This is a genomic window from Arthrobacter antibioticus (assembly GCF_030063205.1).
Taxonomy (GTDB): Bacteria; Actinomycetota; Actinomycetes; order Actinomycetales; family Micrococcaceae; genus Specibacter.
Window position 1 is genome coordinate 20,619 of sequence record NZ_JASISQ010000004.1, and the last position, 22,588, is coordinate 43,206.

Consider the following 22,588-nt stretch of genomic DNA (forward strand, 5'->3'; position numbering starts at 1 on the left):
ATCAGTAGCTCTTGGGCAGACCGAGGGAATGCTGGGCCACAAAGTTCAGCACCATTTCCCTGCTCACCGGGGCCACCCTGCCGATCCTGGCCAGTCCCAGCATCTGTGCCAGCCCATATTCCTTGCTCAGACCATTCCCGCCCATGGCCTGGATAGCCGTATCCAAGGCATTAATGCTGGCTTCGGCTGCAGAATATTTGGCCATATTCGCGGCTTCCCCGGCAGCCATATCTTCACCCGCATCGTACAAAGCTGCGGCGCGCAGCATCATGAGCCGGCTCAGTTCAAGCTCAATATGACTCTTGGCAAGGGGGTGGGCAACACCTTGGTGCGCTCCAATGGGCTGACCCCATACCTCCCGTTCCTTGGCGTACGCAACCGCCTTGTTGATGGCGTAGCGGCCCGTGCCGACAGCTATGGCCGAAGCCATAATGCGCTCCGGGTTCAGACCGGCAAATAATGCTTCTAAGGGTGCATCCGTCCCTCCCACCAGAGCCTCGGCTGGCAGGCGAACATCGTCCAGGAAAAGCAGGTACTGTTTCTCGGACTCAATGATGTCCATCTCCACTTCCCTGTATTCAAAACCCGGTGTTTCCCGAGGCAGCACAAACATGGCTGGACGGAGGCGCCCACTGCGCTCATCCACCGTGCGGGCAACTATCAGAACGTAGTCGGCACTATTGACGCCTGTCACGTAGACCTTGCGGCCGTTCAGGACCCAATCGTCACCATCGCGGTGGGCCACGGTGGAAATATTGTGCGAGTTAGATCCAGCCTCGGGTTCGGTAATGCCGAAGGACATGACGATGGAACCGTCGGCAAACCCTGGCAGCCAGCGCTGCTTCTGTTCATCGGTGCCGTATTTGGCGATGATGGTTCCGCAGATAGCGGGGGAAACCACCATCATCAGCATGGACGCACCCAGTATGGAGGTTTCCTCCAATACGGCCGTCAACTCATAGATTCCTTGCCCACCTCCACCATATTCTTCCGGAATTGAGACGCCCAGGAAACCGGACTCACCAAGTTCCTGCCATAGCTCAGTCATGGTTTCGCCTGCACGCGCGTGCTTGTTGGCGTAGTCAGGACCGTATTTATTGACGATCTCACGCACCGCTGCGCGCAAGGCCTGCTGTTCGTCTGTTTCAACAATGCTCATTTATTGCTCCTCATTGAGTTGGAAAATTTTTTTGGGAAGTGTTCCGGCGGGGCTCATTCAGGCTGCACTTCCACGACGGCCAGGACCATGCCCACGTCCACATTTTGTCCCACAGTGACATGCAGTTCGGAAACGATCCCGTCCGCTGGCGCCCCGATGGTGTGCAGCATCTTCATGGCTTCCAACACCAGAAGCGGCTGCCCCGCCGTCACCTGATCCCCCGCGGCAACATGCACGTTCACCACAGCGCCCGGCATGGGTGCTGTCAATGAACCTTCTGCCACAGCAAGGCTGGGGTCCGGGAAACGCTCCACCTCCGTAAAGGTGATGGAGCCGCCGTCACCATCAACCTCAAGAACAGTCCCAGCAGCGGTGGTGTAGTGTGCTACCGACCAGGAGCGCACCAGTCCCTCCAGCTCAAGGCTCACGTTCTCGGCACTGAGATGGACAATGGCGGCACCGCCGAACCCCTCTGCCATTAGCCCGTCTCGTGTCATCTCATATGAGACGTTGTGTTCCCCGGCCGGGCCCACCAGCGTGGATTGCTGTGGCATGGAGCGCAAGTTCCGCCAACCGCTGGGTAGTAGCCCCAACGTGGGGGCTTGTGTGCGGCGTAGCGCCGCTGCCGCAAGGGCTGCTGCGAGCGCCGCAACTTTTTCCTCGTCCGCTCCGGCCACCGGGGCCGCTAATACCTCGAGCCCATGGGTGGGAAGGAATGCTGTATCTGTTTCACCGGCCAGAAAGGCCTCGTGCCGCAGGATGTTCACCAGCAAGTCCCGGTTGGTGCGGACACCGTGGATCCGCGCACGGGACAATGCCCGGGCCAGTGAGCGGGCCGCCTCCACCCGGGTGGGCGCCCAGGCAATAAGCTTGGCCAGCATGGGATCGTAATGGATGGAGACAGTGGAACCAGCTTCAACAGCCGAGTCCAAACGCACCCCCCGCTCACGGGTGGGCAGCGCGAAGTTCGCCGCCAGCCCATCAAAGTCAAAGCGCTGCACCGTACCGGTCTGCGGGGCCCAGCCAGCGGCTGGATCCTCAGCATAGAGGCGCACCTCAATGGATGAGCCGTGTGGTGCCGGCGGTTGTTCGGCCAAGGCAGCACCTGCTGCCACATCAAGTTGCAGCGCCACCAGGTCCAACCCTGTGGTGCACTCGGTGACAGGGTGTTCCACCTGCAGGCGTGTGTTGGTCTCCAAGAAGTAAAAGCGTCCAGAGGCATCGGCTAAGAATTCCACCGTTCCGGCGCCCACGTAGTTGACGGCCTTGGCCGCTGCAACGGCCGCCGCAAACAACTTCGCACGCATGCCGGGTGTTCGCTCCACTAAGGGTGAAGGAGCCTCTTCCACAACTTTTTGGTGCCGCCGCTGGATGGAGCATTCACGCTCCCCTACCGCCCAGACGGTGCCGTGGGTGTCAGCCATGACTTGCACTTCAACGTGGTGGCCCGTTTCCAGATACGGCTCACAAAAAACAGTTCCGTCACCGAAAGCGCTCGCCGCTTCTGTTCGGGCAGTCTCAAGCTCGGCCGGCAAATCTGCCAATGCGCGCACTATGCGCATTCCGCGGCCGCCACCACCGGCGGATGCTTTGATGAGCACGGGCAGCTGCGCCTCGGTGATAGCGGCCGGGTCCAACTCGCTCAGGACCGGCACTCCGCCTGCTTCCACCAGGAGCTTGGCTGAAATCTTGTCCCCCATGGCATCAATGGCTTCCGGGGAGGGTCCAATCCAGATCAGCCCGGCAGCCTGAACACTCCTGGCAAAGTCGCCGTTCTCAGACAAGAACCCGTAACCCGGATGGATGGCGTTAGCACCGGCGCGCAGAGCGGCGGCAATGATGAGCTCACCGCGCAGGTAGGTTTCGGCGGCGCTTGTCCCAGGCAGGTGCACCGCGGTGTCGGCCTCGGCTACGAAGGGGGCTCCGGCGTCGGCCGTGGAATAAACCGCAACAGTGCCGATGCCGCGTTCGCGGCAGCTGTGGAACACGCGGCGGGCAATTTCGCCACGGTTGGCCACGAGCACACGGGTGATGGGTTCAGCGTTGGTGGAGGGTTGGCTCATGAGTGTCATCCTTGACTCACATCCGGAAGACGCCAAAGCCCTCGGCGCCCTTGATGTCGGTGGTGGCGATGGCAGAAAGTGCCAGACCTATTACGTTGCGGGTGTCGCGGGGGTCGATGATGCCATCGTCGTACAGCTTCCCGGAGAGGAAAGTGGGCAGCGATTCCGCCTCGATCTGAGCTTCAACGGCTGAGCGCATGGCGGCGTCGGCGTCCTCATCAAAGTCACGTCCGCTGGATGCCGCCGCGGCTCTGCCCACAATGGACATGACTCCCGCCAGTTGCGCGGCCCCCATGACGGAGGACCGGGCGCTGGGCCAGGAGAACAGGAATCGCGGATCAAAGGCTCGCCCGCACATGCCGTAATGTCCTGCCCCGAAGGATGCACCCATCAGAACTGACAGGTGCGGGACGGTGGAGTTGGAGACGGCGTTGATCATCATGGAACCGTGCTTGATGATCCCGGCCTGCTCGTACTCTTTGCCCACCATGTAGCCGGTGGTGTTGTGCAGGAACAGCAGCGGGGTGTTGGCGGAGTTGGCAAGCTGGATGAATTGGGCGGCTTTTTGCGCCTCGGCTGAGAACAGCACGCCGCGGGCGTTGGCCAAAATACCCACCGGGTGTCCGTGGATTCTTGCCCAGCCCGTCACCAAGGACGTGCCGTACAGGGCCTTGAACTCATCAAAGTCACTGCCATCCACAACCCGGGCAATGACTTCACGGGGATCGAAGGGAACTTTGAGATCTGCGGGGATGATCCCCAACAGCTCTTCCTCAGCTAGGCGGGGTTCCTTGGAGGCGGCAGGAGTTGCACCCTTTTTAACCCAGTTGAGCCGTGCCACAATCCGACGGCCAATCCGCAGCGCATCCATCTCATCCAGTGCGTAGTAATCGGCAAGCCCGGAGATCCGGGCGTGCATGTCAGCACCACCAAGGGATTCATCATCTGATTCCTCCCCCGTGGCCATCTTCACCAGAGGTGGGCCAGCCAAAAAAACCTTGGACCGTTCCTTGATCATGACAATGTGATCACTCATGCCCGGAACGTATGCTCCTCCGGCTGTGGAGTTGCCAAACACCAGTGCAATGGTGGGGATTCCTGCGGCCGAAAGCCGGGTGAGGTCCCGGAATAGTTTGCCGCCAGGGATGAAGATTTCGCTCTGGGTGGGCAGATCCGCTCCACCGGATTCAACCAGTGAGATCACCGGCAGCCGATTCTCCCTGGCGATGTCCAAGGCCCGGAAGATCTTCTTGGTGGTGTACGGGTTGGAGGTGCCGCCCTTGACGGTGGGCTCGTGCGCCACGATTAAGCACTCCACACCTTCCACCACGCCAATGCCCGTCACAACGCTGGCACCCACATGGAACTTAGTGCCCCACGCTGCCAAAGGAGAGAGCTCAAGGAACGGAGAATCCCTGTCAATGAGCATCTCAGCCCGCTCCCGGGCCAGCAGCTTCCCGCGTTTGCGGTGCCTTGTGACAGCTTTTTCACCACCACTTTGGCGAACCTTGGCATATTCACCGTCGAGCTCAGTTAACTTCTGAACCATAGCCGCCCTATTGGAGGTGAAGTCAGCACTGAGTGGGTCTATAGTTGTGCGCAAAACGCTCACAGTAGTTCCTCCGGAATCGATAGGTGGCGGGCTCGAAGCCATTCGCCCAAAGCCTTGGCCTGCGCGTCAAAGCGAGCATTGGAGGCCACGCCTTCACCGAGCAGTCCACGAATAACAAAGTTCACGGCGTGCAGATTTGGCAGCACATGGCGTTGAATTTCCAACGACTGAGTCTCCGGTAACAGCTCCTGGAGCTTTTCCACGCTTAGAGTGTTGACCAGCCAGGGCCACGCCTGTTCGTTCTCCACCCATACACCCACGTTGGCGTCCCCGCCCTTATCACCGCTGCGGGCCGCTGCCACGCGTCCTAGTGGGGCACGCGTTGATGTACTTGATTGCTCCAATGGCGGTAGTTCCGGTTCGGGTACTGGTGCCAGTGCGACGGCGGAAGTGACGGTTTCGCTGGCGGGTGGGAGCAGGATTTCGGTGCCGTCGGGCAGCGCAACCTTGTGTGGGACCTCGCTCGCGGCAACCCAGCCGGGCCGGTAGATACCGTAGGGTGCGGCATTGCCGGGGGGTGAGGTGAGGTGGAAACCTGGGTAGCTGGCCAGGCCAATCTGCACGGCGGCGTTGGAGAACGCCCGGCCCACAATCGCAGGGTCGGTTCCGCGAGCTACACAATGGAGCATGGCGCTGGCTTCTTCACAATTGTCCGCGTCCGGGTGGTCGGTGCGGGCAAGGCTCCAGCGTGTTCCTTCGGGCACTGCATCTGCGAGCTGGCTTTTGATCAGTGCCGCTTTTTTGTCGATATCCAGGCCAGTCAGCACGAACGTGACCTCGTTGCGGTAGCCACCTAATTCGTTGATGGAGACCTTCAGCGTGTCCGGCGGGGCCTCCCCCCGCACGCCAGCCAGACGCACCCGGTCCGGGCCGTCGTCGTCAATGGCAATGGAGTCAAGACGCAGCACCGCGTCAGGTCCGGCATATCGGGCACCGGTGATCTCGTAGACAAGCTGGGCGGTGACGGTTCCTTTTGTAACTGCCCCAGAGGTACCTGGATGCTTGGTGATCACGGAAGATCCATCCGCGGAGATCTCGGCAATGGGGAAACCGGGGCGGTGCATATCCTTGATGGTGTCAAAGAAGGAGTAGTTCCCACCAGTTGCCTGGGTGCCGCACTCAATCACATGCCCGGCGGCCATGGCCCCGGCAATTTTGTCATAGTCGGTGGGTTGCCAACCGAAATGGTGTGCGGCGGCGCCCACCACCAGCGAGGCATCGGTGACGCGGCCGGTGACCACAATCTCAGCCCCTGCCCCCAAGGCTGCGGCGATCCCCCAACCACCCAGGTAGGCATTGGCGGAGAGTGGTTTTCCAGCTGCCGTGCTGAACCCCAACTCTGTGGCACGGTCAATGAGATCATCGCCGTACACGTGGGCAATTTTGGCGTCCACACCCAGCGTGACTGTCAGTTCTTGGAGCTTGGCAGCCAATCCTGCGGGGTTGAGGCCGCCGGCATTGACAACAATCTTCACGCCCTTTTCCATCGCCAGTGCCAGGCTGTCGCGCATCTGTGCCAAGAAAGTCTTCGCGTAACCGGTACTTGGGTCCTTGGCCCGGTCCCTGGCTAGGATGAGCATTGTCAGCTCGGCAAGGTAGTCCCCGGTAATTACATCTACCGGGCCACCCTCCAGCATCTCTGTGAAGGCCCCAGCCCTGTCCCCGTAGAATCCGGATGCGTTGGCAACGCGCAGTGCACTCATGCTTTTTCCTCCTGAGTTTCTGCAGTCGCGGCTGGTTCTCGCCCTCTACCGGGAGGGCCGGCGAATGCCTGCGCTATGTCAAGCCATTTATCGGCATCTGCGCCCTGGGCTACCAAAGCCAGATCGTCACGGTGCCGGCGCTTAGCGGCCAGCAAACAAAAGTCAAGAGCTGGGCCACTGACTCGCTGCGCAGCATCTATCGGTCCCCACGTCCACAGTTCTCCTGTGGGACTGTCGAGTTCAACCCGGAACTCGTGCTCTGGAGGCGTCAATTCATGCACCGTGAAGGCGAAGTTGCGTGTCCGGACTGCCAGGTGGGCAATGTGTTGGAGCCGATCCGTAGGCTCGCGTATGAGCGCCAACGCATCGGCAACGTCCTGGCCGTGGGCCCACGTTTCCATGATGCGTGCTGTTGCCATGGACAGGGCGCTCATGGATGGACCAAACCAAGGCAGCTTAACACCCGGTGCCACGTTCTCCAGCGCCTGGGCCATCTGCTTCCGGCCCTCACGCCATCTCTGCAATAACTGAGCCGGTGGCATGGCAGCCCATTCTGCGGCGGCGCTGTCAATCGAGATCTGCCCCGCGCGCAAAGCGGCACCCATGGCAGTAAATGCTGCTGGCTGACCGTTGGCCGCCGCTGCAGCATCAGTTGCCACTTCATCTGTCCAGGCCAAGTGTCCTATTTGGTGCGCCACACTCCACTCAGGGGCCGGCGTTGCCATGGTCCAACCCGCAGCAGGCATGGCCGTGAGCATCTCGTCCAAGACCATCGATTCAGCTTCCAAATCGTTCAGTACGCCTGCCAAATCCACCATGTTCCAACTCCGTTCGTTGAGGTTCGCAGAACTACTTACCCGCTGCCATCTATAGAGGTAAGTCACGCATGTTCCGCAGTGTCAGGACTACTGCCATCATCAAGGTGCGCGGTGCTGATCCGGTCATCGCACTTGTTATGCAAGTATGTGACGTAGATCAATAAAAAGCAAGCAAGCTTGCTTGTTTTCTTTTCATGCTAACGTCCCTTGTATGAGCAGAATGGCCATCGAACCCCGGCAGGACCGTAGTCGCATTACGCGTGAGCGTCTTCTGGAAAGCGCCGTGGCTTTGCTTTCTGAGACGGGATGGACCAATACCACCGTCACTACCGTTGCCACTCACGCAGGGGTTTCCCGTGGCGCAACACAGCACCACTTCCCCACTAGAGACGATCTCTTCACAGCAGCAATCGAACACATGACGGTAGCGCGAGTCCTTGAAGTCCGAGCCGCCCTGGCAGTCCATTCAGAGGGCTCAGCCCCCGTGCGAGAAGTTCTCGATTCCCTCGTGGGCCTGTACACAGGTCCACTCTTCAAAGCCGCGCTGCAGGTTTGGACGGCAGCCGCCGTGGATCCAGTGGTGCGCGCGCACATCATCCCCTTGGAACAAACTGTGGCTCGAGAAGCATTCAGGCTGGCGGCAACGCTACTGAACATCGACAGGGAAAACCCTCGACTTCGTGCCATCGTCGCAGCCACTCTTGACCTGGGGCGCGGACTTGGTCTTGCCAATATCCTCACCGACGACGCCAATCGGCGGACCTGGGTGCTTGACGCCTGGTGCGCCGAACTAGAGCAGATCATCGCCCAAGAGGCCCACTAAAAAGGCTGAGCGCTCTCGCAGGGCCGCACTTGCCTGCCCTCCTAGCTAAAAAATGAGTGCAAGTATCCCTCTCGACGCACGTATTAGCGTCGTTTACGAAACATATTGCGATAGTTCAAGCAGGCGCTACTGTTGGTTTTATCGCTTACGAAACCGTTTACGTAAACCGTTTGCGTGATCTCTCCCACAGACGTGAGGGTGATCAGGACGAAGAAACTATGGAGGAGGAACTGTGGTCACTATCCGCGATGTTGCCAAACATGCGGGCGTTTCTCCTGCCACTGTTTCCAGGGTTGTCAATGGGCTGGTGGGTTACTCAGATGAGACCCGATGCCGTGTAGAAAACGCAGTGAAAACGCTGAACTATGAAACGGACTCTCTCGCCCGAGGCCTCAAGACGCGGCAAACCTCCGTGATCGGACTACTGGCCCCCATGGTTTCGGATGCTTTAGCCTCGCAGGTCATGTTGGGAGTTGAAGATGAAGCAAGGGAACGAGGCTACGCTGTGATGCTTGGCCGCACAGGTGCCAAGTCAACATATATAGCAAGTTATCTAAGGACGCTGCGCACTTACCGAGCGGCGGGTGTCATCCTCATTTCCGCTGTGATCACCTCTGAGACGCGGCAGTTGTTGGGGACTAAGGTACCCTTAATCTCAGTCGCCATCAGCGACAAATCCGGCTCCCCCAGCGTGGCAATTGACGATGAACTGGCAGCCTATGAGTCCACCCGTCATTTACTCCGACTCGGCCACCGCCAAATCGGTCTACTAGAGGGGGATCCGGCATCAATATACGTCGCATTGCCTCGCAAACGCGGTTACCTCCGCGCCATGGCCGAAGCCGGCTGTAGTCCTATTACCGCTGCTGGCAACTTCTTCTACGAAAGTGGTGCAGCAGGGGTTGAAAAACTACTGCAGCAAGATCCTTCTCTGACCGCCATCTTCGCGTTGAGCGATGAAATGGGCGCAGCAGCCGTCAATGAACTTCAACGCCGTGGGCTGCGGGTTCCAGAAGATATCTCGGTTCTGGGCTTCGACAATACCGCAACAGCCCTGCATGTGAACCCCCCATTGAGCACCATGTCACAGCCGCTTGAAGAAATGGGACGAATGGCAGTGAAAAAACTGCTTCGCTCCCGTGACCTCGGACCAAAGATCATGCCACACAGGTTGATTGAGAGAGGCTCCACGGCAGTCCTTAGCACCATATGACGCCATCGAAGCCCGCTGCTGAAGATACCAATTCGTTTACCCCACAGTCCCCACTCCGGTGGTAGCTGCCGTGCTCTGTGCCGCCAGCACTCCAGAAATATTTCCCAACACAACAAACAATCTGCTTTACAAAGAAAATAAGGAGCATCACATGAGGCAACGCCGCCGCACTTGGCAGACTCTTCTGGCCACCAGCGCATCCCTAACCGTCGTCGCCGTCGCCCTTACCGGTTGCGGTGGCACGGCCTCAGAAACACAAGACACTTCCAAAGACACTGCCGTGTCTTTCGAAGGTAAGGGCCCTATCAACTACGTCTCAAATCGCGACGCTTCCGGTGCTGCAAACAGGAGCATCGACGAGTGGAATACAGCCCACCCGGATGAGAAGGTTACTTTCATTGAACTACCAGACTCTGCGGACCAGCAACGTCAGCAGCTGATCCAGAACGCCCAGATCAAATCAGATACTTTCAGCGTATTGAATCTTGATGTTGTCTGGACCTCAGAGTTCGCCGCTAACAAGTGGATTATGCCGCTGCCCCAGGACGCCGTTCCCACGGCGGATATGATTCCAGCCACCGTCAATGCGGCGAGCTACCGCGACACTTTGGTTGGTGCTCCCTACTACACCGACGGCGCCCTTTTCTACTTCCGCTCAGATCTCCTCAAAGCCGCTGGAATTGCCAACCCACCCAAAACTTGGGATGAGATGAAGAGCGCCTGCGCGTCGATCTTGGCGCTGCCCGAAGCTGCGGGTATGTCCTGTTACACCGGCCAATTCGATAAAAACGAGGCCCTCACGGTCAACTTCTCCGAGGCCGTAGCCTCCGCAGGTGGCACCGTGGTGGACGCCGACGGCAAACCTACTGTTAATACTGCTGAGGCAAAAGCCGGACTGAACCTGCTAGTGGATGGTTTCAAGGAGGGAATGTTCCCTTCTGACGCCATCACCTACCTTGAAGAGCAGGGACGGCGCGCCTTCCAAGATGGAGAACTCGTCTTTATGCGTAACTGGCCCTTCCTGCATGCCTCGCTAAGCGCCACAGACGGCTCAAGTAAGGTGGCCGGAAAGTTTGATATCTCCGCCATTCCAGGTACGGACGGTCCGGGCGTCTCCACCCTTGGAGGCCGCAGCCTCGCCATCTCTCCTTTCACCGAAAATAAGGCAACAGCCCTGGAATTCTTGAAGTTCTTCACTAGTGAGGAGCAGTCCAAAAAGCGTCTTGCGCTGTCCTCGCGAGCCCCGGTCTACGCTTCACTGTTCGCCGATCCCGACGTCATTGCCAAGCGACCGTTCTTCCCGATCCTTCTGACCTCACTAAATAATGCGCAGCCCCGCCCCAAGGTGGTCCAGTACGGCGCCACCACCAAGGCCATTCAAGAAGAGGCTTATGCGGCTATCACTGGCAAGAAGGACACTGACACGGCTCTGAAAGACATGCAAAGCAAACTCGCCGAGTTGGTCAAGTAATTCAGGCATAGCTTTTTATCCCCGAGAAGCCCAGAGACTACCGATTGGCTGGCCGGACACATCCGGCCAGCCAATTCGCTAGGCTATTGCAACTCCAGTGAGGTACCAACCATGACCACGACTGCCCACCCCGCCGGTGCACACAACGGCAACTCCCGCCCTGCCAGATTCCGCAAACGCAACAAACGTTCACAGGGTGAAGGACGCATGGCCGCGATGCTGCTCTCCCCCACCATTTTGGTACTAGCACTTGTGATTGTGTACCCGCTGCTCTCAGCAATACACCAGTCCATGTTCCGTGCAGAGTCCGGGCTGGATGCAGATGGTTTCGTCTCCGACACCGAATCCTTCGTGGGTCTTGCCAACTATGTAGATGTATTCGTTGGTGAATCCGGCCGGAGATTTCTCAACGCGTTCGCCAACACCACGTTCTTCACGCTCACCACGGTGATCTTAGAAACCGTTCTGGGTCTGACCTTGGCTCTTGCCATGAACCGCGCCTTCCGCGGCCGTTCATTCCTGCGTGCCAGCATCCTCGTGCCATGGGCAGTTCCCACCGCTGTCTCAGGTTTGCTGTGGCGCTGGATTTTCCAGTCTGACGGCATTGCCAACAACCTGCTGGGTAGCGAAATTCTATGGACGGCTGAAGGAAATTCTTCGAAAATTGCCATCATAGTCGCCGAAGTCTGGAAGACCGCCCCCTTCATTGGTCTCCTTGTTCTTGCTGGAATGCAGGTTATCCCCGGCGAAATATATGAGGCCGCCAAGATAGACGGGGCCGGCTGGTGGAGGCAGCTTGGAGCCATCACGTTGCCATTGGTGAAGCCCACACTGTTGGTCGCAGTACTCTTCCGCATGCTGGACGCTCTGCGCATGTTTGACCTACCCTTTGTGTTGATCGGCCCGGGTAAAGAGTCGGTAGAAACTCTCTCCATGCTGGCTTGGGATGAATCGAATCAGCTACGTTACGGATCTGCCTCCGCGTTCGCCGTCATCCTCTTCCTCTATGTGGCTGTCGTCGCGATCGTCTTTGTAAAGGTGCTCGGCGCGGATGTTACCGGGGCAAAGGAACTGAAATTACTCTCCAAAAAGAGCCGCAAAAATGCGATTGCAGCACAGCGGAACTCCGATCCGACGAAGACTGAGGCCACTCTATGACCATCTCCGAGCTCCGCAGCGCAGCCGCGTCCTCCGGCACCGGCACCACTGCCTCAAAGCGTAAAAGTAACAGCGGGCTTGAGGCGAAGCCTCCCCGCACATGGCGGTCCTATGGCATCTATATCGGTTTGGCGCTGATCTTTGCCTACTGCCTTGCCCCGTTTTATTGGATGTTGGTCTCTAGTCTGCGCCGTACCTCAGACATTTTCGATAACACACTGCTGCCAGCACCCTTTTCGCTTGAGAACTATTTTAAGGTTTTTGATGGTTCCACTCTTTTTGGCCAAGCCCTGCTGAACTCCTTGATCGTGGCCACAACCACAACAGTATTGGCACTGATCCTAGGTATTTTTGCCGCCTACGCCATTTCTCGACTGAATTTTCCGTTCAAATCTCTGATCCTTGGCGTGATTATTGCTACCTCAATGTTTCCGGGCATCTCTGTCGTTGTACCGCTTTTGCGTCTGTTCACGGACATCGGCTGGATCAATACTTACCAAGCAATGATTGTCCCGAACCTTTCCTTTGCAATCCCCCTTGCGGTATGGAACCTCACCACTTTCATGAAATCCCTGCCTTTCGACCTCGAAGAGGCCGCCATGATCGATGGCTGCACAAAATGGCAAGCATTTCGTCGGGTTTTGCTCCCCTTGGCTGCTCCTGGAGTCTTCACCACAGCGATCCTGACATTCATTCACAGTTGGAATGAATTCATCATTGCACTATCTATGATCAACGATCCAAAAGTTCAGACCGCTACGGTCGCAATTTCCAAGTTCACCGGCGCCACTGAATTCCAGGCACCCTTCGGCGAGCAAATGGCCGCCGGCGTAATCGTGACAATACCGTTGGTGATTATGGTGCTGATATTCCAACGCCGCATCGTTGAAGGACTCACCGCAGGTGCCAACAAGTGAGCTCACATCCGCTGGCTGTGGGTCAAGAAACCCGCAGCATTCCCACCACTGAGTGGTGGGAATCTGCAGTTATTTACCAGGTCTACCCGCGTTCGTTCGCGGATGGCGACGGTGACGGTGTGGGAGATCTTTCAGGGCTCATGGCCAAGCTGCCCTACATTGCGGAACTGGGCGTGGAGGGTATCTGGATCACCCCATTCCAGCCCTCCCCACAAATAGACCAGGGTTACGACGTCAGCGACTACTGCGGGGTGGACCCCCTGTTTGGCACCATGGAAGAATTCGATGAACTCCTGGACCTAGCCCATTCGTTGAAACTTCACATTCTGCTAGATGTTGTACCCAACCATTGCTCATCCGAACACCCACTGTTCCAGCAGGCGCTCAGGGCTGCGCCGGGGTCTCCAGAGCGGGACATGTTTCACTTTGTCACCCCGTCGGAAGACGCTGACAACCAGGATTCAGAGACCAGCGCACCACCAAACAACTGGCAGAGCGTCTTTGGCGGTCCGGCATGGAGCCGGGCCAACCCAGAATCTACAACAGATAGAGACTGGTATCTGCATCTTTTTTCGGCCGAGCAGCCGGACTGGAACTGGCGCAACCTAGCTGTGGGTGACTACTTCGAAGCTGTCCTTCGTTTCTGGTTTGACAAAGGCGTCGATGGTCTACGTATCGACGTCGCGCATGCACTCTTCAAAGCCAAAGGGTTACCTGACTCGGTCTCCGGAAGTGGGGTTGTGGACGGTTTGCGATCTAACGCACAGGTTTCGGATCAAGAAGAGGTCCATGAGGTCTACAGGCGCTGGCGCCTGCTTGCGGAGCAATATCAGCCTCATCGTTTACTGGTCGGAGAGGTCAACTTAGAACCAGAACGTGCAGCTCGTTATACCAGAGCGGATGAGATGCAGCAGGCTTTCGCCTTTGCGTTCGTTAAACTTGGCTGGGATCCAAACACCTGGGCAGCAGTGGGAAATGAGCTAGAGGCAGCCCGCCAACTTCATGGTGCCACGCCAACATGGGCACTTGAGAATCACGATATTGTCCGCACCGTCACCCGCTTTGGTGGCGGAGAGCTGGGTAGTCTCAGGTCCCGTGCAGCCATAGTGGCGCTGCTTGGTTTACCCGGGCCCGCATACCTATATCAGGGCCAAGAACTTGGCTTGTCTGAGGTGGATGTCCCGATTCGGGCCCGCGTCGATCCGATGTGGGCTCGCGGCGGTGTTTGTCGTGATGGTGCACGAATCCCACTGCCATGGACCCAAAGTCCGGCCCAAAACCACGGTTTCACTTTGAAAGAACAAACAACGGCACAGCCCGCAGAGCCATGGCTGCCAGTCCCGCCGCACTGGGGTGTGCATGCGGTTGAGCTGCAGCAACAAGATCCCGGATCCACGCTTAACCTCACAAAGAGATGCCTCTCAATACGTCGAAAGCTTTGGGCTCATGGAGTTTTTACCACAAACGACGGCGGTCATTGGCGGGTAGACCCGGGAAATCTGCTGATCTGCGAACGCAACGATCAGTTCTTGGTGGCTATTGCGATGGGCACCGAAGCTGCAAGCCTCCCACCCGGCACTGTCTTATTCAGTGCCGTGCCACTGCTGGATGCCGGTTGGCTGCAACCAAACAATGCAGCGTGGATACTGCGGGAATAAGAAGTTTCCAGGGATAGTGATCCAGACGTTCGTCGACTGCACCACCGCCCAGCGCTCGCTCACTTTACGCTGCCTTTTTCGGAACGCTCGCCCACCTTGGTGCGCGAGCGTTCCGAAAAAGTGGACGTAAAGTGAGCGAGCGTTGGGGTTACTGGAGGTTGGAGGTTAACCTTGCCGCGCTGTCCCAAAATTTCTCCATGCCAGGCCGCTTGATCCAATCCTGAAGTTCTAACTCCCGGCTGTTGGCGCGGTACCCGTCCTCAATGACACGCAACCCCTGGACAAAGGATTCACTGTGGATCAACACGGAGATTTCCATGTTCAAGGAGAACGACCGCACATCCATATTGGAGGAGCCAATGACGGCAACGTCGGAGTCAATGCTGAAGTGCTTGGAGTGCAGAACTTCCGGCGCCCTGTACAGATAAATTTTAACCCCTGCTCGCAGCAGTGCCTCGTAATAGGAGCGCTGTGCGTGGTAGACCATGGCTTGATCTCCAATCTCAGACACAAACAATTCAACCGAGAGCCCGCGCCCGGCGGCTGTAATGATCGCCAGCAGAACTGAATCCTCCGGCACAAAATAGGGACTGGTAATGCTTACCCGCTCGGTGGCCTGTTGGATCATGGCAACAAAGAGTTTCAGACTATTATCATTTTCAAAGCTGGGACCGCTGGGCACAACCTGCATATCCACCCTGTGAACGGCAGGATCCAGCACCACAGGTGAGGTGTCAAGGACCAATAAATCATCTGTCTCGCTAAACCAATCGGTGACGAAAACGGCGTCGAGCTCCCTAACCGCGGGACCGTGAACCCGCATCATCAACTCATGCCATCGCAGCCCGCGGGCAATGTTCTTCTTCTTGTTATAGCTCTGGTGCACAAGGTTTTGAGAACCGGCGAAACCAACTATGCCGTCAACTACGAGCAGTTTGCGGTGATTACGCAGGTCAATGCGCTGCCAATGACCCTTCCACGGGCGCAGGGGCAGCATGGCCTGATATTGCGCCCCCATAGCGGACAACCGTGCAAGAGTTTCCCTGCGTCGAGGATTCATCAGCGAGGCCAGATGATCCGAGAGCACCCGCACCGTAACCCCACGGCCAATAGCCCGCTCCAACGCTTCAAAGAACGATTCTGTGGCCGAATCAAAAACCAAAATATAGAACTCCACATGAACATAGCTCTCGGCCTGATCAATCGCCTGCGCCATGGCAGCAATGGAGCCGTGATAATCGGGCAGCAGTTCCACGTCGTTGCCACCAACCATAGGCAACGCGCCAAGGGTGCTGTTGAGGGTAACGAGCCCCGCCAAACCTTGGGGCCAGTCCTCCCTGTGGCTGAGCTGGTCTAGACCCTCGGTGCGCTCCAAAATGAGCTCGTTGACAAACTTTTGTTTGTCCCGACGAGACTTGGGCAGGCGCGAAAAGCCCACCAGCATGAACGCCACGATCCCTAGATACGGCACAAAAATGATCATGAGCATCCAGGCGATGGCTGTGGCCGGGCGGCGTCGAGCGGAAATATACGCCACAGCGATCGCACCAAGGATGACGTGCCCTGCCAGCAGCAGCCAGGGAAGGGCCTCCGGATTTATTGACACTGTCCTGGTACCGCTTTCTATCCAAGCGCGACGGGCGAAGAGGATGGCGCAGGCAACATGTTATCCGTCGCCGTTCCCGCCGAGTTTACCGCCCAGACTCAGAAGTGGCAGCTATCAGGGAAACGAAAAACCCCCGACCGTATGGTCGGGGGTTATTCTCATCTGGTTGCGGGGACAGGATTTGAACCTGTGACCTCCGGGTTATGAGCCCGGCGAGCTACCGAACTGCTCCACCCCGCGTTGTATTTACTACTTTACTCGGGTCCATCCTGCACACCAAACTCGCAGTACGTGACCTTCGTCTCGACGGCGAATTTCCCTCTGCTCACCAGTTCCGCCCCCGTGAGATTGGAGATAATGACGCCACAATTGTTTCGTGGACGTCATTATCTCCAACCTCAACTGGAGCGGTAAGGCCTCAACGCGAGAGGTACGACGGCGGAACTAAGGTGTTGCTTTCGTTGTCGCCTCAGGCGTTGCCTTGGGGGCAGCAGGCGTGGCTGCTGCGCCTTCGGCAGCGACGGCAGCAGCGATGGCAGCCTCGAGCTCCTTCTGCGCCGCGCCGTAAGCGGCAAAGTCACCCTTTGCCAGAGCCGCCTGGCCAGTCTTCAACGCCGTATTGGCGTCGGTGAGGGCCTTGGCCAAAGCAGCATTATTACTTGCCGACGGAGGCAGATTCGGATCTGCGGAGCCACCTGTGGTACCCGGGCTCTTATCTACGCCGGCGTCCCCGGCAGCTGCACCAGAGTCACCGCCAAAGAGCTGGTCAAGAGCTTCATCAAGTGTGGCCGCGTAGCCAATCTTGTTACCGAACGCCACAAGCACACGCTGCAAGGTGGGGTAAGAGGTAGAACCGGTTGACTGCAGGTAAACAGGCTGCACGTAGAGCAGACCGCCACCAACAGGCAAGGTCAGAAGGTTACCGTTCTTGACCTCAGATTGTCCCAAGGTCAGGATGTTCAACTGTTCAGAGACAGTGGGATCCGTCTGGAACGTGTTTTGCACCTGGCCCGGTCCTGGTACCTGCGTATCTACCGGAAGCTCCAATAGTTGCAGCTTGCCGTAGTCGGGGCTCTTGACACCCTTGACATTGCCAGCGTCACCGTTGGCAGCCATGAAGCCGTAGAGCACGTTACGTGAGTCGGTGCCAGCAACCTCTTGGGGAATGAACGAGGTTGTTAGTGAAAAGGCCGTCTTTTCCTCCCCTGGCATTTTCAAGGACAGGTAATACGGAGGCTGCTTATCCGTACCCGCAGTTGTGGGGTCATCAGGGATGCTCCACGCTTCGGTGTTTTTGAAGAATTTATCGGGATCTGTCACGTGGTACTGACCGAGCAGTTCTCGCTGGACCTTGAAGATGTCTTCCGGGTAGCGCACGTGAGACATGACGTCTGCGGTCATCTCTGTCAGTGGTTTGACGCTGGTGGGGAAGACTTTCTGCCACGCCTGCAGGATCGGGTCCTGTGTGTCCCACGCAAACAAATCAACCGAACCGTCATAGGCATCCACTGTGGCTTTGACCGAGTTGCGGATGTAATTTATTGACGCGTTGGGCAGTGCTGCCGGCCCGTTGTTGGCCGTCAGCGAATCCGTGGTGGCTTCCTGTAATTGCTGTTGCTGCGAGTACGGGTAGTAAGAGCTGGTGGTGTATCCATCAACAATCCACTTGACTTTGCCATCCACGATGGCCGGGTACGGGTTGCTGTCTATTGTCAGGTACGGAGCAACCTTGGCAACGCGCTCCTCCGGGGTGCGATCGTAAAGGATCTGTGACTTATTGTTGACACCGTTTGTCAGCAATAGATCGGTTGACTGGAACTTCAAGGCATACATGATGCGGTTGAATAGGTTCCCCACACTGGGGCCACCGTCTCCGGTAAACGTTGTCAGTGATTCGGCGCCAACACTGTCATCTTTTTTCGACTCTGTGGTGCCTTGGGGGCGATCCAGCTCAATAGGGTCCGCGCCTTCAGGAGCGCCCACAAGGGAATAATCGGTGGTGGACTGGCCAAAGTAAACACGGGGTTGGTAGCTGGTGTCGGTGCCCAACTTACCTTCCGAAGGCACGCCTGACTGCATAAATACAGGCTTTCCATCGGCTGTTACCGTGTTGCCATACGCGGCAACCATTCCGTACCCGTGCGTGTATACCAGGTGCTGGTTGTACCAGTTCTGCTGTGCGGGGTTAAGACCCTTGGGGTTCAACTCGCGCAAAGCGATCACCGCATCTTGGACTTTCCCATCAATCGTGTACCTGTCAACGTTCAGTGTCTTGGGGAACTCGTAGTACGGGCGGTACTGCTGCAACTCCCGGAACGTTGCCGAGAGCAGGTTCGGGTCAAGCAGTCGAATGTTGGCGGCTGTGTCGGCATCCTGACGCAGGGCGCCAGCTTCCGCCGTCGTCGTTGCGTTATAGGGGGTAACCTGTATATCCGCCAGACCATAGGCCTGACGCGTCATCTCAATGTTGCGATCAATAAATTGGGCCTCAAGGTTTCCCTGTGACGGCTTCACCTGCCATTCCTGAACAGCCCATGGGTAAAGACCACCAGCAACAATGGCCGTGACCACCAACATGCCTGTGCCGATCAACGGCAGTTTCCACTTGCCCATGAATGCGGCAATGATGAACAAAATCGCCACAATCACGGCCGCAGCCGCGAGGATGGCCTTCGTTGGAATCACTGCATTGACGTCCGTGAACAATGCCCCGGAACGGTACCCGCTGTTGTCCTGCAGGGTTCCGTAGCGCCCCAGCCAGAAGTTCGCAGCAAGCAGGAGAAGGAACACGCCGGCCAAAATAGCGATGTGAATCTGGGCCGCACGTGAGGTGAAGATCCCACGTTCGGTCAGCCGGATAGCGCCGTACAGGTAGTGAGTGAGCAACCCGGCAATAAAAGAAATCACCGTGACACTGATCAGCATGCCTGCAAGGAAGCCAAGGAACGGCAGAGTGTTGGTGTAGAAACTGATGTCCAAACCAAATTCCGGGTCTTGTGAACCAAAGGGAACCCGGTATACGAACAGCATCACCTTTTCCCACTGGGCCATGGCTGCAGTACCGGCAAACAAACCAAAGACAATCGGCACACCCACCATGACAACGCGGCGGATGGGCTCAAGCTGTGCCTGGTACCGCCCCAGGTTGTCCTCACGTGCATTATCCGGGGCGTAAACAGGTCGCGCCTTGTAGGCGGCACGGATGGAGAAGAAAACTCCAACGGCCATGATCAGGAACCCTGCAATGAAAATCAGCAGTTTTGCGATGCGCTCTGTCCAGAACACTTCGGAAAAGCCGATCTGATTAAACCACAGCAGGTCTGTATATATCCCGGAGAAAATCAGCACGGCAACGATCAATACGGCCACCACAATAATGGTGGGCATCAATGCGCTGCGACGTTTGGGCCTGACGGGCCTACTCGACGACGGGGATGGTCGGGATGTCACTCTCTACCTCTTACTCAACTGGTGTAAATGAATTAATGCCGTTTGTTTCTATGCTTCTGCCACGAATGGTCCGTGACCATAGTTCCGTGTGATGCTCAATCGTTACGTGCAGAAGTCTCTGAATATCAGTACTTGAATTATTTGCACGTTGGCAGAGCGGATCCATCCTGACCGGAGCCAATCACAGAAACAGCATCATAAGCTTCTTTGAGTGTACTGACTTTGATGACCTGAAGCCCTTTTGGGATGTGCCCTACTACGTCTTCACAGTTTGCGCTGGGCGCCAAGAAGTAATCAGCACCGCTAGTGCGTGCCCCAACCATCTTTTGGGCGATCCCACCAATGGCACCGACGTCACCCTTTGAGTCGATGGTCCCGGTGCCAGCAAATTGTTTACCGCCCGTGAGTTCACCTGGCGTCAAGTTGTCCATAATGCCAAGAGCAAAAATCATGCCAGCGCTAGGGCCACCAATGTTCTCAAGTGAGATCTTTACATCGAAAGGGAACGTGAACTTATTTTGCAGGGCAATCCCCAGAAGATACTTGCCTGCATCTCCTAGTTTTGGCGTCACTGAAAGCGGCGTCTCAGTCTCACCACGACGGATCACAACCTCCACCGGTGCACCTTTGCCCTGCGCCAGAACATCTTGGATGACCTTTAGATCCGTCACTTTTTTATCGTTGATCGTCAGGAGAACGTCGTCGGGCTTCAAAATCCCTGCCGCGGCACCGTCGCCGGGAACGGAGTTAACTGCCAAGCTCGACTCGAAGCCGATGTCCAACGCGTTCAGCGCTGCGGCGGTGGCGTTTTCTTGAGAGCCTGCCATGGCTGCGGAGTTCTCGTTATTTACTGCTTCTTGACTGATGCCGGGTGCATAAAGCAGTTCAGCTGGATAGAGGGTGTGCGCCGGGGTCAGCCACGCCTGCATAGCATCAAAGAAGTTGATTTGGCTGTCAGGTAGTCCACCGCTCACGCGCACAGTGGTGAGATCCAGGCTGCCGCTGCTTGCCGGGAAGCTCTCATGACCTGTGACAGTAATAATCGGCTTCCCGTTCATCTCACCAATGGTGTTGATGGCTGGTCCGGGAGACTCAATCACATAAGGGACAGGAATCGTCATGGCCGCTACACCAAGGACTACCGAGAGGACACCTGAAACTACCATCACAGAGAATCGGCGGTCGCGGACAGGGTTTGGCGGCGTCGCCGTTTTTGAATTTTCCTGGCTCAAAGCTATGACCTTTCCAAGCTTTCCTGGGTCGCACCGGTAGACCCACAAAACGAGCACCGACCACCCACCCTACTGTGTTCAGTTGTGCTGTGCTTGTGAGCACCCTGAAAATTGACACCCAATGACAGCGCTTCTTCCGAACATGATGTGCAAGAAGCCCCAACCCTTTACCTAGAGCCCCTTTGCCTAGAGCGAACAGTGGGCTGTTATGGGGCGACAACGCAGGACGACGGCGGTAACGTGAAGTATTCAGCGTCCACGCCAACGAACGGGCCATCATGTCTTCCACACCAGCCAATAACGACGACGAAACCCCGAAGGATCCCCTTCAGGAAATGCTCGCCAAGCTTTTAGGCGGCGAAGGCATGGAGGGTTTTGATCCTGCAGAGCTGGCCAAGGCTGCGGGTTTACCCTCAGATCCGAACATGCTGGCCCAAATGTTCTCTCAAGTTCAGAACATGATGAGCGGGTCCTCGGATGCTGCCGTGAACTGGGATCTTGCCCACGATGCGGCCAGGAAGGCAGCCGCGGGCGACGATCCTTCTGTGACAGAAGCCCAGCAACGCGAAGTGGATTCTGCGCTACGCCTTGCCGAGATGTGGCTTGATCCGTTCACCGAGCTTGCCGCCACTGGCATTATTGGGCGTGCATGGTCACGTGCAGAATGGGTTGAAGAAACGCTGGGCACCTGGCAACGGTTGACCGAACCGGTGGCGAACAGCATCGCTTTTGCCATCTCTAAAGCCATGAATGAGCAGCTTCCCGAAGAAATGAAGTCGATGATGGGCGATGCTTCCTCCATGATGCAAAACATGGGCGGTGCGCTGTTTGGTTTGCAGCTTGGTCAGGCCGTTGGCGCCCTGGCTAAGGAAGTGGTGGGCTCCACCGACATCGGTATCCCGCTGGCAGACTTGCAGATGGCGCTGCTGCCTGCCAACGTCAAGGCTTTTGGTGAAGGACTTGAAGTACCCGAAGAGGAAATTCGTCTATTCCTTGCCCTACGGGAGGCAGCACATGCTCGATTGTTCGTTCAGGTTCCGTGGCTGCGGGGACACTTATTAGGCGCTATTGAATCGTATGCCCGCGGTATCCATATTGATATGTCACGGATCGAAGATCTAGCTCAGAATCTCGATCCCGCCAACCCGGAAGCCATGCAGGCTGCCCTCTCCGAAGGGGTATTTATGCCTGCGCGCACACCGGAGCAGGATACGGCGTTGGCAAAATTGGAAACAGCACTTGCCCTTGTTGAAGGGTGGGTTGACGAGCTGACATTTGATGCGGCGGCCAATTTGCCTTCCGCTGCCGCAATCCGTGAAACCATCCGCCGCCGCAGGGCAACCGGCGGGCCGGCCGAACACGCCTTTGGCTCACTTGTTGGCTTGGAACTTCGCCCACGGCGACTCCGGGAAGCAGCTGCCCTGTGGTCCTCGCTGAAGGAACAGCGTGGCATCGCCGGCCGTGACGCCATCTGGGCCCACCCCGATTTGCTCCCGACTTCCGCTGATCTGGATGACGCAGCGGGTTTTAGTGCCAGACGCGAAGCCGCAGACGCCTCCGAATCTGACGTGGATGCCGCTTTGGCCAAGCTTCTGGACGGCGGATTTGAGAGCATCGGAACCGACTCCGACGCTCCTGATCCCAAGGACGGCACGGACCCAGAGGATACAGAAACGGACCAGTAGCCTGTGGTTCGTGGCACAAC

At 57.3% G+C, this 22,588-nt stretch carries 15 protein-coding genes and 1 tRNA gene; 7 read left to right on the forward strand and 9 right to left on the reverse strand.

Annotated features, from left to right (window positions below; translation table 11 throughout):
• Position 1: 1 nt before the first annotated feature.
• Genes QMG40_RS09920 through QMG40_RS09940 form a run of 5 tightly spaced genes read right to left on the reverse strand, consistent with a single transcriptional unit; the run spans position 2 to position 7,355 of the window.
• Positions 2-1,159 (reverse strand): acyl-CoA dehydrogenase family protein, encoded by a 1,158-nt coding sequence (locus QMG40_RS09920; RefSeq protein ID WP_283530896.1) that lies wholly within the window; start codon positions 1,157-1,159, stop codon positions 2-4.
• A 53-nt stretch (positions 1,160-1,212) separates the two neighbouring features.
• Positions 1,213-3,222, reverse strand: a complete 2,010-nt coding sequence (locus QMG40_RS09925) for an acetyl/propionyl/methylcrotonyl-CoA carboxylase subunit alpha (RefSeq protein ID WP_283530897.1) — start codon at positions 3,220-3,222, stop codon at positions 1,213-1,215.
• A gap of 16 nt (positions 3,223-3,238) precedes the next feature.
• Positions 3,239-4,834 (reverse strand): acyl-CoA carboxylase subunit beta, encoded by a 1,596-nt coding sequence (locus tag QMG40_RS09930; RefSeq protein ID WP_283530898.1) that lies wholly within the window; start codon positions 4,832-4,834, stop codon positions 3,239-3,241.
• Entirely contained in the window at positions 4,831-6,537 is a 1,707-nt protein-coding gene (locus tag QMG40_RS09935; RefSeq protein WP_283530899.1) for an acyclic terpene utilization AtuA family protein, read from the reverse strand. Before QMG40_RS09935 ends, QMG40_RS09930 begins: the two co-directional genes overlap by 4 nt.
• Positions 6,534-7,355: a TIGR03084 family metal-binding protein gene (locus QMG40_RS09940; RefSeq protein ID WP_283530900.1), complete on the reverse strand. Its 822-nt coding sequence runs from the start codon at positions 7,353-7,355 to the stop codon at positions 6,534-6,536. Before QMG40_RS09940 ends, QMG40_RS09935 begins: the two co-directional genes overlap by 4 nt.
• Positions 7,356-7,566: 211 nt before the next feature.
• Here QMG40_RS09940 and QMG40_RS09945 point away from each other — a divergent pair, with 211 nt between their 5' ends.
• The 6 genes from QMG40_RS09945 (at position 7,567) to QMG40_RS09970 (ending at position 14,595) form a co-directional block, all read left to right on the forward strand.
• Positions 7,567-8,178 (forward strand): TetR/AcrR family transcriptional regulator, encoded by a 612-nt coding sequence (locus QMG40_RS09945; protein ID WP_283530901.1) that lies wholly within the window; start codon positions 7,567-7,569, stop codon positions 8,176-8,178.
• A gap of 232 nt (positions 8,179-8,410) precedes the next feature.
• Positions 8,411-9,391 carry a LacI family DNA-binding transcriptional regulator gene (locus QMG40_RS09950; RefSeq protein ID WP_283530902.1) on the forward strand — a complete coding sequence of 327 codons (981 nt, stop codon included), beginning with the start codon at positions 8,411-8,413 and terminating at the stop codon, positions 9,389-9,391.
• Between the two features lie 151 nt (positions 9,392-9,542).
• Positions 9,543-10,862 (forward strand): ABC transporter substrate-binding protein, encoded by a 1,320-nt coding sequence (locus QMG40_RS09955; RefSeq protein WP_283530903.1) that lies wholly within the window; start codon positions 9,543-9,545, stop codon positions 10,860-10,862.
• Positions 10,863-10,973: 111 nt separating this feature from the next.
• On the forward strand, positions 10,974-12,020 hold the full coding sequence (locus QMG40_RS09960; protein WP_283530904.1) for a carbohydrate ABC transporter permease: 1,047 nt from the start codon (positions 10,974-10,976) through the stop codon (positions 12,018-12,020).
• Positions 12,017-12,937: a carbohydrate ABC transporter permease gene (locus QMG40_RS09965; RefSeq protein WP_283530905.1), complete on the forward strand. Its 921-nt coding sequence runs from the start codon at positions 12,017-12,019 to the stop codon at positions 12,935-12,937. The genes QMG40_RS09960 and QMG40_RS09965 overlap by 4 nt, the downstream gene beginning before the upstream one ends.
• Positions 12,934-14,595 (forward strand): alpha-amylase family glycosyl hydrolase, encoded by a 1,662-nt coding sequence (locus QMG40_RS09970; RefSeq protein WP_283530906.1) that lies wholly within the window; start codon positions 12,934-12,936, stop codon positions 14,593-14,595. The genes QMG40_RS09965 and QMG40_RS09970 overlap by 4 nt, the downstream gene beginning before the upstream one ends.
• A gap of 148 nt (positions 14,596-14,743) precedes the next feature.
• On the opposite strand, the gene cls is transcribed toward QMG40_RS09970, so the two are convergent.
• The 4 genes from cls to QMG40_RS09990 form a co-directional block, all read right to left on the reverse strand.
• Positions 14,744-16,195, reverse strand: coding sequence for a cardiolipin synthase (gene cls / locus QMG40_RS09975; RefSeq protein WP_459252995.1), 1,452 nt, complete (start codon positions 16,193-16,195; stop codon positions 14,744-14,746).
• Positions 16,196-16,364: 169 nt separating this feature from the next.
• A tRNA-Met gene (locus QMG40_RS09980) sits at positions 16,365-16,441 on the reverse strand.
• 204 nt (positions 16,442-16,645) lie between these two features.
• Positions 16,646-19,588 carry a UPF0182 family membrane protein gene (locus QMG40_RS09985; RefSeq protein ID WP_283531187.1) on the reverse strand — a complete coding sequence of 981 codons (2,943 nt, stop codon included), beginning with the start codon at positions 19,586-19,588 and terminating at the stop codon, positions 16,646-16,648.
• Between the two features lie 200 nt (positions 19,589-19,788).
• The gene (locus tag QMG40_RS09990; protein WP_283530908.1) at positions 19,789-20,883 is read right to left on the reverse strand and encodes a YlbL family protein; all 1,095 of its coding nucleotides are present in this window, start codon (positions 20,881-20,883) and stop codon (positions 19,789-19,791) included.
• Positions 20,884-21,161: 278 nt separating this feature from the next.
• Between QMG40_RS09990 and QMG40_RS09995 the strand changes: the two genes are divergently transcribed.
• Positions 21,162-22,568 (forward strand): zinc-dependent metalloprotease, encoded by a 1,407-nt coding sequence (locus QMG40_RS09995; RefSeq protein ID WP_283530909.1) that lies wholly within the window; start codon positions 21,162-21,164, stop codon positions 22,566-22,568.
• The last annotated feature ends 20 nt before the right edge of the window (positions 22,569-22,588 follow it).